This is a genomic window from Bombilactobacillus sp. ESL1187, assembly GCF_058107155.1.
The window spans coordinates 822613-835920 of the sequence record NZ_JBYLTZ010000001.1 but is presented as its reverse complement, the minus strand read 5'-3'; the positions used below and the strand labels follow the sequence as shown (position 1 = coordinate 835920).

At 38.0% G+C, this 13308-nt stretch carries 14 protein-coding genes; 4 read left to right on the top strand and 10 right to left on the bottom strand.

Annotated elements, in window-relative coordinates:
* Positions 1–22: 22 nt before the first annotated feature.
* Both AC3B5B_RS04090 and AC3B5B_RS04085 read right to left on the bottom strand, forming a co-directional pair.
* Entirely contained in the window at positions 23–175 is a 153-nt protein-coding gene (locus AC3B5B_RS04090) for a hypothetical protein (protein WP_489756854.1), read from the bottom strand.
* 125 nt (positions 176–300) lie between these two features.
* Positions 301–1155, bottom strand: a complete 855-nt coding sequence (locus tag AC3B5B_RS04085) for a CAP domain-containing protein (RefSeq protein ID WP_489769376.1) — start codon at positions 1153–1155, stop codon at positions 301–303.
* 147 nt (positions 1156–1302) lie between these two features.
* On the opposite strand from AC3B5B_RS04085, the gene AC3B5B_RS04080 reads away from it, so the two are divergent.
* From AC3B5B_RS04080 to AC3B5B_RS04065, 4 genes are all read left to right on the top strand, one after another.
* Positions 1303–1758, top strand: a complete 456-nt coding sequence (locus AC3B5B_RS04080) for a MarR family winged helix-turn-helix transcriptional regulator (protein WP_489756856.1) — start codon at positions 1303–1305, stop codon at positions 1756–1758.
* Positions 1751–2692 (top strand): nucleoside hydrolase, encoded by a 942-nt coding sequence (locus tag AC3B5B_RS04075; RefSeq protein ID WP_489769375.1) that lies wholly within the window; start codon positions 1751–1753, stop codon positions 2690–2692. The genes AC3B5B_RS04080 and AC3B5B_RS04075 overlap by 8 nt, the downstream gene beginning before the upstream one ends.
* Positions 2693–2935: 243 nt before the next feature.
* Positions 2936–4735 (top strand): heavy metal translocating P-type ATPase, encoded by a 1800-nt coding sequence (locus tag AC3B5B_RS04070; protein ID WP_489769374.1) that lies wholly within the window; start codon positions 2936–2938, stop codon positions 4733–4735.
* 266 nt (positions 4736–5001) lie between these two features.
* On the top strand, positions 5002–5862 hold the full coding sequence (locus tag AC3B5B_RS04065) for a helix-turn-helix domain-containing protein (protein WP_489756859.1): 861 nt from the start codon (positions 5002–5004) through the stop codon (positions 5860–5862).
* A gap of 151 nt (positions 5863–6013) precedes the next feature.
* On the opposite strand, the gene AC3B5B_RS04060 is transcribed toward AC3B5B_RS04065, so the two are convergent.
* The 8 genes from AC3B5B_RS04060 to AC3B5B_RS04025 form a co-directional block, all read right to left on the bottom strand.
* Positions 6014–6769 carry a YibE/F family protein gene (locus AC3B5B_RS04060; RefSeq protein ID WP_489769373.1) on the bottom strand — a complete coding sequence of 252 codons (756 nt, stop codon included), beginning with the start codon at positions 6767–6769 and terminating at the stop codon, positions 6014–6016.
* A complete protein-coding gene (locus AC3B5B_RS04055) occupies positions 6766–7854 on the bottom strand; it encodes a YibE/F family protein (protein ID WP_489769372.1) in 1089 nt (362 codons plus the stop codon). The genes AC3B5B_RS04060 and AC3B5B_RS04055 overlap by 4 nt, the downstream gene beginning before the upstream one ends.
* Before the next feature lie 108 nt (positions 7855–7962).
* On the bottom strand, positions 7963–8319 hold the full coding sequence (locus AC3B5B_RS04050) for an arsenate reductase family protein (RefSeq protein WP_489769371.1): 357 nt from the start codon (positions 8317–8319) through the stop codon (positions 7963–7965).
* A gap of 154 nt (positions 8320–8473) precedes the next feature.
* Positions 8474–9082 carry an aggregation-promoting factor gene (gene apf, locus AC3B5B_RS04045; RefSeq protein ID WP_489756863.1) on the bottom strand — a complete coding sequence of 203 codons (609 nt, stop codon included), beginning with the start codon at positions 9080–9082 and terminating at the stop codon, positions 8474–8476.
* A 366-nt stretch (positions 9083–9448) separates the two neighbouring features.
* Positions 9449–9928: a 23S rRNA (pseudouridine(1915)-N(3))-methyltransferase RlmH gene (gene rlmH / locus AC3B5B_RS04040; RefSeq protein WP_489756864.1), complete on the bottom strand. Its 480-nt coding sequence runs from the start codon at positions 9926–9928 to the stop codon at positions 9449–9451.
* Positions 9929–10241: 313 nt separating this feature from the next.
* The gene (locus tag AC3B5B_RS04035) at positions 10242–11501 is read right to left on the bottom strand and encodes a S1C family serine protease (RefSeq protein ID WP_489756865.1); all 1260 of its coding nucleotides are present in this window, start codon (positions 11499–11501) and stop codon (positions 10242–10244) included.
* A gap of 187 nt (positions 11502–11688) precedes the next feature.
* The gene (locus tag AC3B5B_RS04030) at positions 11689–12477 is read right to left on the bottom strand and encodes an MBL fold metallo-hydrolase (RefSeq protein WP_489769847.1); all 789 of its coding nucleotides are present in this window, start codon (positions 12475–12477) and stop codon (positions 11689–11691) included.
* On the bottom strand, positions 12467–13306 hold the full coding sequence (locus AC3B5B_RS04025) for a two-component system regulatory protein YycI (protein ID WP_489756866.1): 840 nt from the start codon (positions 13304–13306) through the stop codon (positions 12467–12469). The genes AC3B5B_RS04030 and AC3B5B_RS04025 overlap by 11 nt, the downstream gene beginning before the upstream one ends.
* Positions 13307–13308 lie beyond the last annotated feature (2 nt).

Sequence of the window (13308 nt, the reverse complement as noted above, 5' to 3'; positions counted from 1 at the left end):
CGGGAGTTTTTCTTAATTATTATTACTTATCAGCTTTATGATAATCTTTCTTCATATCATCTAAACCGTTTTGCAAAAAAGCAAGTACTTCGTCTGTATGTTGACGACGCTTTGCAGAATTCAACTTGGAAACTGGGCGGCGACGTCCGGTCACACCTTTATGTGTATTAGCCATCGTAATCCTCCTCCCTGTTCGAAAATTAATTTAACTCAACTATTTTATTTTACGTAAAAAACCAACAAGATTCAAGTCATAATTCTGATAAATTATTTTTCCAATCAACCACCCTAAATTGGCCGTTATTGATGCGGCAAACACTTAACTGCGCGAGCAGGTAACCATTCATCAGCAGCGACTTGGTAAAAGGGCTGACCAGCAATCATTTTAAAACAATTCGTGTACCACTGCGAATTACTCGGCAAAAAGCGTTGAGCTATTTTTTGCCCCAGATGATTATATACAGGCGTAGTTTGCACAGTTTGTACTACACCTTGTAAGCGAAACATGGCACTCGTGGCATTTTTTTGCGGATATTGCCACCAATCTTCCTTTTGCGACAGGTCATAAGTGGACGGATAATCAGCAGCTAAACCCTGAGCTTGTGTGTATTGATAATAAGCTTGCGCTTGTTGTTGCTGCGTTATTGACCAATTAGTGGTGTCTGGTGTCCAAAAAGTTTGCACCAAGTATAAGACCCCATCACCACTTTGAGCAATTCCCACACCTACTTGCGTGTATAACGGATTAAGCATGTTCTTGCGGTGCCCAAAATCCGGATTACCGTAATCATCATAAAAAAAAGCTAACGCGTTGACGACATTTTGCCGCACATTACCCGTGTCCATAATTCGTTCTAAATTCTCACCTGTATAACTATTGGGATGAAAGGTTCCCCAGTTATTATCATGACTTAAACTACGTTGTTGCGCCAAGTCCTGGGCCCGCTGTTGTGAAAAACTTTCCAACTGTGAATCAACTTGTAACACTGGCAAATCGTTTTGCTGCCGCAACCGATTTAATTCCTGATTCAAAGCTTGGTGATACTCACTTAAATTTAATGAAGCAGCATCAACCGGCATCATGTTCATATAACTTGCTATCCATAATACCCATCCGAAAATAAGCACTGGCAGCCAATAGCTTTTGAGTTTCATTGCCGCCCTCCTCGCAAGCCTTTTTTCTTATTATAACTTAACCAATCACCAATAGTTAAATTTAATCTCTGTGTAATCCTGCACGTGGAACTAATGAATTTCCTTAGGCAGTATGCTAACATTATGGTATATGGGGGTGGTTCGTTAGTGACCGAAAACGTTATGCACTTGATCAAAATTGTTTCTAATCAATTATCACGACAAATTAATCATTTTGCTAAACAATTTGGTTTAACTGGTGTACAAATTCAAATTATTGACTATTTAAATCATTTACCACAAAATCAATACGTTTATCAAAAAGATATTGAACGAGAATTTAATATTCGTCGTTCCACTGCAACTAGTGTTTTACAAAAAATGGAAGAAAATGAATTAATTGTTCGCAATATTTCACCGTCTGATTCACGCTTAAAAATTGTTTCCGTTTTACCAAAAGCTGAGGCTTTACAGCCCCAAATCAGTCACTTTTTAGAAGAAAGTAACGAGCAATTACTCAGTAGTTTGAGTACTTTTCAGCGCCATAGTTTCATCAAAGCTTTAGAAAAATTGCCGGCAGAATTATCCAAGCTTAACCACCAGGAGGAAAAGAAAAATGATTGAAAATATTGTTTTTGATTGTGATCCAGGTAGCGATGATTCCATTGCTATTCTTGAAGTTTTTGCACATCCTGAAAAGTTACACGTGACAGCGATGACAACGGTTGGAGGCAATCAAGTACTCAGTAACGTCACTCGCAATTTACAACACATTCTATGGTTTTTAAAACAAACAACCCCGATGGCGCCGGGACAAGCGCAACCGATTATCAAAAATTTACAAAACGCTTCTGAATTCCATGGTAAAAATGGTCTAGCGGGACCAACTTTTCCCCCTGAAGCGGATGAATACCCATTGGCCAGCCAGAACGGTGTGACTTTACTGCACGAAATGATTTCTCACAGTAGTACACCCATGACCATTGTGGCCACTGCACCGTTAACTAATATTGCTTTATTGCTAAAAGTTTTTCCTGAAGATCAAGCAAAGATTAAACAAATCATCATTATGGGTGGCGCTTTAAGTGGGGGTAATGTCACCAAGGATGCTGAATTTAACTTTTACGTTGATCCCGATGCAGCGAATATCGTCTTGACTTCAGGGTTGGATATTGTTTTATGTGGCCTAGACGTGACCAATCACACAGCAATAAGCAGCACGGAAATCCAAGCTTTAAAAGGGCGCGGTCCAGCTAGTCAATTAGCTTATGAAATTTTAGTACCATATTCCCGCGCTGAACAAAAAAGTCACGGCTTTGATCTGGCTCCGATCCATGATTTATCAACTGCTTCTTATTTATTACAACCTGATATTTTCCAAGGTCAAAAATTAGCTTTAAAAGTTAACACTACTTGGGGCGACTTACGTGGCAAAGTCCAAGTCAACCCCGACCAAGAAGCTTCGGCTAACGTCTTAGTCTTACAACAAGTTGACAGACCCCGTGTGATCCAACTTTTAAATGATTCCTTGAGTATTTTAGATCAAAGATTATCATAATACTGCGACCAGTAGCGCTCAGAAGTTGAGTATAGCTAGATAAAGGACTTAAGTTTTGGTCTTTAAACTTGAGGACTTTGGCGTAGCTAGACGCCGACTTCTGCTACTGGGAGCGCTAATTAAAACGCTGCGCCACCAAGCCGGTCGCTCAACAAACTAAAGAATAGTCAAACTCGTTTGAGTTTGACTATTTTTGGTTTTAGATTATAATGATTCTAAACTAGAAAGTTAGGAAGGTCTATTATGCACTACAAGAAATTATTGGTTATTTTTTTGATTGCATTAGTTGCTTTAGTTTTACAATTTGGATTGCACCTCAATCTATGGGCGCAAATTTTAATTACTGTAGTCGGCTTGTTCCTAGCTCTTTCCATGACTGTTGAAATGATTAAAACGTTAAGATCTGGCAAGTATGGCGTTGATTTATTAGCTATTTTGGCCATTATCTCCACGTTAGCGGTGGGCCAGTATTGGGCTAGTTTGATCATTTTATTAATGTTAGTCGGTGGCGATACTTTGGAAGATTATGCAGCCAACCGAGCAGGTAGTGAACTCAAGGCGTTATTAGATCATGCTCCGGAACAAGCACACCGGATCAAGCAGTCGGATGACATTGATGATATTTCTTTAGAGGAAGTTCAAATTAATGATCTGCTATTGGTCAAGCCTGGCGAACAAGTTCCTGTTGACGGAATCGTCACTAAGGGCACCGGCAATTTTGATGAAGCTTCTTTAACTGGGGAATCCAAACCTGTTGAAAAAAGTGTTGGTAGTGAACTCATGTCCGGTTCTATCAATGGTTCTTCGGCGATTGAATTTCGCGCTACTAAGTTAGCTGCCGATTCACAGTATCAAAAAATTATTCGCTTGGTTAAAGAATCTCAAGACCAACCAGCGCATTTCGTTCGTTTAGCTGATCGCTACGCGGTACCTTTTACAATTATTGCCTTAATTATTTCGGGCATTGCTTGGATTATTACCAAAGATCCGAACCGTTTTGCCCAGGTTTTAGTAGTTGCTTCGCCATGTCCGTTAATTTTAGCAGCGCCCATTGCATTAGTTTCAGGAATGAGTCGCACTAGTCGCAACGGAATTATTGTTAAAAGTGGAACTTCCATTGAAAAAATGGCGCTCTTAAAAACCATTGCTTTTGATAAAACCGGAACCATCACTCAAGGCCAATTAGCTTTAGACCAAGTACAACCTCAGAATGGTTTTACCAAAGAACAAGTACTCCAGTTTGCCGCAAGTGTCGAACAACAATCGAATCATATTTTAGCTACTTCTTTACTGAACTCTTATCATGATCAATTACTGGAAGTTGACCAATTAAGTGAAGTCACTGCTCAAGGGGTGCAAGGTCAGATTCAGCAGCAATTAATTAAAGCTGGCAAACTCGACTTTGTGGCCCCTAATTTACCAGCAGATCATAACGACCAACCGACAATTTACGTCAGTGTTGCCGACCAGTACGCTGGTAAAATTACCTTTTTAGATCAAGTTCGTCCCGAAGCTGCAACGACCATGACCCAACTCAAACGATTAGGCTTAACCAATTTACAAATGTTAACCGGCGACAATCAAACTACTGCTGAGACAGTTGCTCATGAAGTTGGTGTCCCTACCGTTAAAGCCAATCTCTTACCCGAAGATAAAATTAACGCCTTAAAACAAACGCCCTCAACCCAACGGCCTTTAGCGATGGTCGGCGATGGCGTGAATGACGCTCCTTCTTTAGCCGTTGCTGATGTGGGAATTGCAATGGGCGCCAAAGGTTCAACTGCTGCTAGTGAAGCCGCTGATGTCGTAATTGTCAAAGACGACTTAAGCCGCTTAACTCGAGCACTGATTATTTCGCGCGAAACGATGACCATTGCTAAGCAATCTGTTTTAATTGGAATCTTCATTTGTATTGGCCTGATGTTAATCGCGGCAGTCGGAATTATTCCAACAATTATTGGCGCACTACTGCAAGAAGTAATTGATACAGTTTCTATTTTATGGGCCTTAAAAGCGCGGCATGGTAAAACTAATTTTAACTAACAGCCAACTTTATTATTACTTAAAAGTTACCATTTATGCAAAAATGAGTGGTAACTTTTTCTTTACCCTGATAAGATAGTTTATAATTAAAAGATAAATTGCAGTCAAAAATTAATAATTGGTGTGATTTAGCGGTATACTAGTTAGTAGTAGATACTTTTTGTAGATCATCAGTCACTCAATTATTTTTTTACTGTTTCTGATTTCAGCAAATTATTTTTTTCATAAATCATTGAATTTAGAAGTGATAGGTAGGGAAGTTGTAAATGCAGCATATTGGTCAAACTATTGCTAAAATCCAAAAAATGAAAGGTATTAAAGTTACTGAATTAATCGATAATATTGTCTCACGGTCTGAATATTATCGGTTTATTAACGGACAAACTCAACTAGCAGTTGATGTTTTTTTTCAACTTTTAGATCGGTTACACATTACACTCGAAGAATTTCAATATATTAACAACGATTTTCAACGTTCCGATTTTTTTCTTTATCAAGATAAAATTGCCGATTTATTAAGCAATCATCAAGCCACCGAATTACACCAATTATCCGAAGAAATTAAACAACGCCATGGCTCCGATCCAAACTCCAAGTATCAACATTTAGCCATCCAAGCAGAGCTATCATCTGATTACTTATTGCACCAATTTCATTCGGAAAAAGCCGATCCGTTAGTTAAATATTTTAGCCACTTAGAGTATTGGTCACAGTACGACATTACTTTATTTTTAAACTGTATTTTTGCTTTCAGTAATAAGGCCATTGATCAGTTTTTGCAAGTTTTAATGAAAGACATCAATAAGTATATGTATTACCCGAGTGAAATGAGTTTGGTCGTGCAGATTCATGTGATCTTAGCTTTTTTGGCAATTGAAAAAAAGCAAATTGAAAAACTAGAATTACTAACAGGTTCTTTAAATCAAATTAAGTTATCACCTAATCAATTATTGGAACGCTTGTTGCGCCAATATATTAATGGTGCCGTTAGTTATATTCATGGTCATCCTACAGACGGTCAACCGCAAATGGACTCTGCGATTGCCACCTTAGAGCATTACCAGATGGAACGCTGGACTAATAAATTAAAAGATTCAGAGCAATTAGTCTTTGAATTTAACAATTAATATCAAAAAAGCCAACTAAAAAACGTGTGAGACAAAAATCAGAAGTTAAAGCCTAACTACAAATTAGACCCAAACTTCTGATTTTTAAGGTACTATAAACAGTTATTAGTACCCTCGCCTGCTTTGGTTGGCTTTTTTTGTGATCGATAAATTAATTAGTTGACCCTTTATGGTGACGTCTTTGCCATAAAATATAATAATTCGTTAAGTAAACTGCGCCAATAACTCCTAAAAAAGAGATTAATAATTCCAAAACGGCGGCAATAAAAATAGCATTATTAACAATTTTTTGCCAAGAATAATTGAGCTGGACGAACCATAACCATAAGGTCAAATAACTCCCAAAAAAACTAAATAGCAATGTATTTAAGGCAGTGGCAATATTCTTTTGGCCAATCGCTAACCCCGCCTTTAACAGCTGGTGTTCCTCAATGTTCGGTTGATAACGCACAATTTCCCAGACGCCGGAACTCACAGCAATACTAGCTTCAGCAATGGCACCCAAGGCGCTGATTAAGACCACGACCACTTGAATTTGCGGAAAAGAAACGCCGACCCCTAAAACAAATTGCTCAATTTCTTCAGTATCCTCAACCGAAAAACCGTGACTAAATGACAGTCGTACCACCACTAGGGTCACTAACAAGACCACTGCTAACATAATTAAGGTGGTGACTAATGCCGTTTTTTGTACTTGGGGATTTTTCGTATTCGGATAAATCGCCAAACAAGTTAAGCCAATCGTTAAGAGCACCCCCACTAAGACTGGTGGAAATTCATCGGCAATCAACATAATTAACGCCAATAAAACAATAAAACTACTGGCTAAACTTAAAAATATTTTCCAGCCTTGATAGCCGCAAATTAATAATAAAAGAACTAATAAAAAGAGTGTTAAATAAATCATGCTTGATATCCTCGTAACCATTTACCGGCTAACACAGTGGTAATCGGCACAGCTAAAACAATGCCAATCGCACTAATAACCGTTTGCGTGTAGCCTAGAGTCATTGTTCTAGAAAGTGCAAAACCTAGTGTATTACCATTACGCAAATATAAAACCACAATTGGAATTAACTCTGCAATAAAGATAAAAAATAAAATATTCACTAGCGGTCCGATAATTTCACGACCAATGACTAAGCCCGATTGAAAAATTTCTTTCGCACTAATTTGCGGCTGTTCTTGCAGTAACTGATGCAAAGAGGCCGTAATATCAGTCGTTTCATCCATCACTGCTCCCAAAACCCCTAACAAAGTTTCTGCAAAAAAGACTAATTCAAACGGTTGAATTCCATAATTCAATGTTTCAAAATGGATGCCTTCGTTATGACTTAACTGTAGGATCAAAGCACTCACACCCAAAGCTAGTAGCGTACTACTTAAAGTCGCGACGACAGCAATCAAAGTTTGTCGCGAATAGCCAAAGATAATCCATAACGTGCTTAAAGTTACTAACAAGGTCAAACCTAAACTAATGGCTAAGATATGCTGATTCTGCCATTTTGTCGTTAAAACCAGAGCTCCCACAAAGAATAAGACATTGATTAGTGCGCTACTCAAGGCTTGCCAGCCGGCTTTGTTGAGCAAACCGATTAATAAAACACTCACGATGAGTAACATGCACCACAAAACCCCATCTCGTTTGGGACCGACAATATTAAAATGTTGATTTTTTTGATCTTGACCAATAAATAACTGCGTATGCACAAAATAGCGATTCGTATTGGCCTGTGACTGGAGATAAGTGTTCAATAAAGTCCGCTTTTGCCCCCGTTTGGGACCATTTAAAATTTTGACACGCAGTTTTTGGGTAATACGTTGATCATGATTTTGATAAGAATCTTCTTGATTATGACGCTTGATCACTTGCACTGACTGAACTTGCGCCACCGTTTGGTGGCTAAAGCTCTGCCAATTAACGATACCTAACAATCCCACGATCAGAATGATTAATAGCCACCATTTATTAGGACGAATCTTTTGTTTCAAATAACATACTCTTTTCTTCGATTAATTAAGCTCTCGCAACTTTTCATCTTCCATAACGAACTATTATAGTCTAACATTCTTACAATCCAAGTCCACACCCAAAGTAACTTATAGCCAAGTTTCATCATAAGTTGCCTCATCAAAACCACAAGTCAAATGATCACCTTCGACTACTAAGGGACGTTTAATTAACTTACCATTGTGAGACATTAATTCGGCTGCTCTATCAATCGACATTGTGGGGAGCTGTTCTTTCAAATTTTGTTGTCGATAATCAACACCATGCGTATTAAAAAAATATTTCAGCCCACGATCTTGATGCGCGCTCAACCACTGAACCAACTCTATTTTCGTTGGGGGTTGGGCCACTAAATCTTGAAATTTGTATTGGACATGATGTTCATCCAAATATTTTTGTGCTTTACGCGAAGTGGAACACTTTTTATAACCGTAAAATTTTTTCATATCATGACCTCCCCTTAATCATACTAGCATTGCTTATCAGCGTAATCATCATTTTTCTAATATCAATCAGCATAAAAAAAGGCGACCAAAACTGGCCGCCTTTTTCAACACGTGAATATCGAGGATAAATTATTTGTTTGATTAAAATTTTAGTTTAGTACCAGCCGTGGCTCATCCAAAATTGTTGTGCACCAGCCCATGAACCGTAACGTGAAGTTACGTAGTTATTGGCAACCCGTTCTTGGTTAGCTGGTGAATAGTCACCATTTAAATAGGAAGAATCTAATTGATACTTACCATAGTAACGACCGTTTTGGGCAGTATAAGAACCACCAGATTCACGACCAGCAATCCATTCACGAGCACTATCATAATTACCAGTAGCGGCATTTGTAGATTGGCTTGTCTGGGTTGTTGCTTGAACTGCTGGTTGTTGGTAACTAGCTGCATTATTATTAACAGCTTGTTGGACTGAATCAACAGCTGGGGTATTTTGAACTTGGCTATCAGTAGCTTGAGCTACTTGACCGTCGTCTTTGATGACTAACTTTTGACCCACATAAATCATATTAACATCTTGAATATTGTTATCAGCAGCAACTTGATTAATTAAACTAAGATCATTACGAAGCTGTAAGGAAATACCGGATAAAGTATCACCTGGTTTAACTGTATAAATGCTGTCTGCTTTAGCAACCTGTGAAGCACCGAAGAATGAGACAATACTTAAAACTGTGGCAACGGCTACTTGTCTAAATTTCATAGAATATATACTCTCCTTTAAAATAAAAAAACGAAAATAAATTTACCAAACGGGCTGTGCCGTTCAACAAGAGATATACTAACAAAGAAATATTACGAAAGTGTTTCAAACTAATAATAAATTTCGAGCTATATTACAAACGTGTTACATAGAATCTAATTAATTTTTTAGATTAAGCTTATATGTGAAATGAAAGACTTTTAAAAAAACAATCGGCGCCAATCAGTATTGTCATTAGGCTTTATTCGACTTTAGTTTGAGCTATTTTATTTTTAGCACGTGCTGATTGAGAATTTCCCCACGGAAACTTCAGCCAATTTTCTCAATTAAATATTACAATTCTCCTCTAAACTAGTCGTTTGTTCCTTATTTATGGTACGGATTACCCGCATTAATCATAAATGCACGATAAATTTGTTCTGTTAAGACTAAGCGCATTAACTGATGGGGCATCGTAAATTTGCCAAACGACAATTGCAATTGGGCCCGTCGTAAGACTGCCGGACTTAAACCTAGCGATCCACCAATCACGAAAGTTAACTTACTATGACCATAAGTTACTAACTCATCAATCTGAGCGGCTAATTCTGGCGAAGATAATTCTCTTCCTTTAATAGCTAGCGCAAAGACGTACTCATCGGGTTTGATTTTAGCTAAAATCCGTTGCCCCTCTAAATCCTTAACTTGCTGCATTTGCGCCGCACTTAAATTTTCAGGAGCCTTTTCATCATTCACTTCGACAATCTGCAAGTCACAAAAACTTTGCAGCCGATGTGCATATTCATCAATTCCTTGTACAAAAAATTTCTTCTTAATTTTGCCTACACCAATAATTTTAACTTTCATGCTCTTCTCTTTTCCACAAATTTCTCTCTCAAACAAAATCCACTATAAATAGCTTTTGCTAGACCAATTTGGATATTTATCCACTTATCAACAAGATTTGCACAATTCTGTTGATAACTTTTCTGCATAACTGCTTCCAATCTTACCAGTTATAAACAAACTTATCCACTTCCTTGTGGATAAGTTTTCCTAATAGCTCTTACTTGTCTAATCGGCCAAATTTTTATTGCTTAATTTGCAAAAAAACTGGAACTAAAGTTTGTCTAGTCCCAGTTCATATTTATTTTACCGATATTTTGCTAAAGCGCTCGTTTTAATCGGCTTTCGTTAATTTCATATCAACACTCTGTTCTTTGCCATCACGATAGAATTGCAATTTAACCGTATCCCCAACGGAATGGTTATAAAGTTGCGTGTGCAAATCAGCAATATTATTAATTTTCTTACCATTTAAAGCAACAATCACATCATACTTCTTTAAACCAGCCATCTTAGCAACCGAATCGTTGGACACTGAGTAAACTAAAACGCCTGAGTTAACATTGTCGGGTAATTTTAAGATGGAACGTTGTTGCTGACTCGGCACTTGATCCAAGTCGGCTACTTTAATGCCTAAAGCCGGCCGTTGAATCTTACCATTTTGCACTAACTGATTAATGATTTTGACAACTTCATTACTAGGAATGGCAAAGCCCATTCCCTCCACAGAGGTACCGTCTGTACTAGAGGCCAATTTCATTGAATTAATCCCAATGACTTGCCCCGCGGCATTAACCAAGGGACCACCAGAATTTCCAGGATTAATAGCCGTATCTGTTTGTAAAACGGTGGCTTGGCCCGTCTTTTGACCCGTTTTTTCATCCGTTGTATCAATGGTCCGATTTTTAGCAGAAATAATCCCTTCGGTAACTGAAGTAGCATATTTACTGCCTAAGGGTGAACCAATGGCAATGACCGATTCACCCGGTGTGACAGCATCTGAATTGCCAAAAGTAGCGGTGCCTTTAATTTTATCAGAACTAACCGAGAGCACTGCTAAGTCAGTAATCGAATCCGTTCCGACTTTCTTGGCCGTAATCTTGCTACCATCACTCAAAATAACTTCCAACTTTTGTGAACCTGAAACCACATGATTATTAGTTACTACATAAGCTTTACCATTTTGTTTAGCATAAATCACACCCGAACCTTCACTAGATTCTTGTAATTTACTTTTATTATTGGAATCAGTATTACCTTGGGCATTGGAACCATCATCACCATATAGACTGCCAAATAAAGCTCCCAGTGAATTATCATCATTTTGCTCTTCACGTTGATAATTAATCACTGAAACGACCGAACCTTTGACCTTTTTAAAAGCATTGGTCATTTGGTTATTCGACTTCACAGTCACATTGCTGACCTTCGTGGTGCCTGCTTTACCGGAGCCTGTAATCACACTTTGATTAGCATTATTGGCAGAATTACCCCAATGACTAAAACCATAAAAGCCCAGTCCCACACCGATAAAAGCCGAAACCAAGGCCACAATTGCGACTTTTAATAATCCTAATTGCGAATTATTTTTCAAGTTACGTTTCCCCCTTACATTTGTTTGCAATTTTTGTTGAGATACCTAATTTCCTACTGTACTGAACTACAAGAATAAGTTATCCCACGCTGCAAAAATTAAATCTCTCAATCTATCATGCTTCGACTTTACCTTTAGTCTTGTTCTTATTGTAAACAATAGATGTTAAAAAATCATGAATATTCTTTCAAATTACCGTTAACTTCGTGGCTTGTTGGGGGAAAGTATCATGCAACCAAAAGTCATGATCCACGCCATAATCATGTTGCATTAAAATTTGACTGACTGTTTGATGAGCCAAAGTCGGTAAATTATTATGCGGACTTAAATGACCTAAAAAGACTTGCTTCGTGCGATTCCCAAGCACATCTAACAAAACTTCGGCGCCATCACGATTAGACAAATGTCCTTCGTCACTGATAATTCGTTGCTTCAAAGGCCAGGGATATTGCCCTTGTCGTAACATTTCTAAATCATGATTACATTCCATTAAAAAACCATCCGCATTTTGAATCACATATTTAACCCGATCTGACACATAACCTGTATCGGTTAAATCAACAAAGCTATGATCTTGGTAATGAAAATTATAAAATTGCGGATCTACTGCATCGTGAGACACGCTAAAACTTTCGACGTCTAAATCACCTAAGCTGAGTACACTGTTTGCCGCAAAGATATGTTGCTGTGGTTGCGGTATGGGTCCTATTTTAGCACTCATTTTTTGCCAAGTCTTTTGGTTTGCATACACATCTAAACCGTACCGCCGCGCCAAGACACCCACGCCTTGAATATGATCACTATGTTCATGCGTGACAAATAAAGAATCAATCTGGTTAATATCTTCACCAATACTTGCTAGTAAAGCCTTAATTTTCTTGCCCGAGAGCCCCGCATCAACTAAGACGTGTTGCTTGGGAGTTTTAATATATAAACAATTGCCCTGACTACTACTAGCTAAAACACTAACTTGCATTGCTGTAGTCACTAACTTTCACTCCTTGTGTAGTATTCTTTTTTAAAATTGCGCCACTAAAGGCATTAACTCGGCGAATTTGTGGTGTATGCTCACCTTTCGGCACAAAAGCAACGTACCAAACGGGAATATAAATCGTACTATTTTTAACTTTTAATAATTTAGCATAGGCCAAGTCCGCCCATTTCACCTGCGAATTACTCGGGATTTCGTTATTAGTATACAAATTATAAACCGCGCGTTGCTCACTAATTGTGCTTTGTTTTTCATGCAAAACATTCATCGCATTCACATAAGTTTGCTCATAACTGACTAAACGATGATTCACAATTTTAAAATTAATGCGGCCTGTAGGTTCGTACACTTGACCTAATTTCACCTTTTGAACAAAAACGATCGTATTAGCCGTCGATAAATGCTTCGCATATTGATATTCGCGGCCATGAGTAACATTTTGGGACTTCGCAACAAAATTGTTCAATTTAGTCACGGCATTTTGGGTCGTTAACGTTAGCGGATTGTCCAAATAACAATTTAATTGCTTTTTAATATCGTCATAACTCCACGTAATCCCACGCAATTTCATTTGCCCTGTATGCAAAATATGTTGATCATCCTGGCTAGCCAAGTAATAGCCAGCACTATTTTTGGTGCTTAACTTACCATTAATCGTGATATTATCTTGATTCATTTCTTTTTCTAACGTGGAATGGGCAATATTATTAGTGATTACCACTTGTTTGCGCGTTTGCGTATATGAAGTAAATAAAAAAACATCCAATGCAATAAAGACACATAAAAAGATAATTTCAATTCTGCGAAAGTCCATTA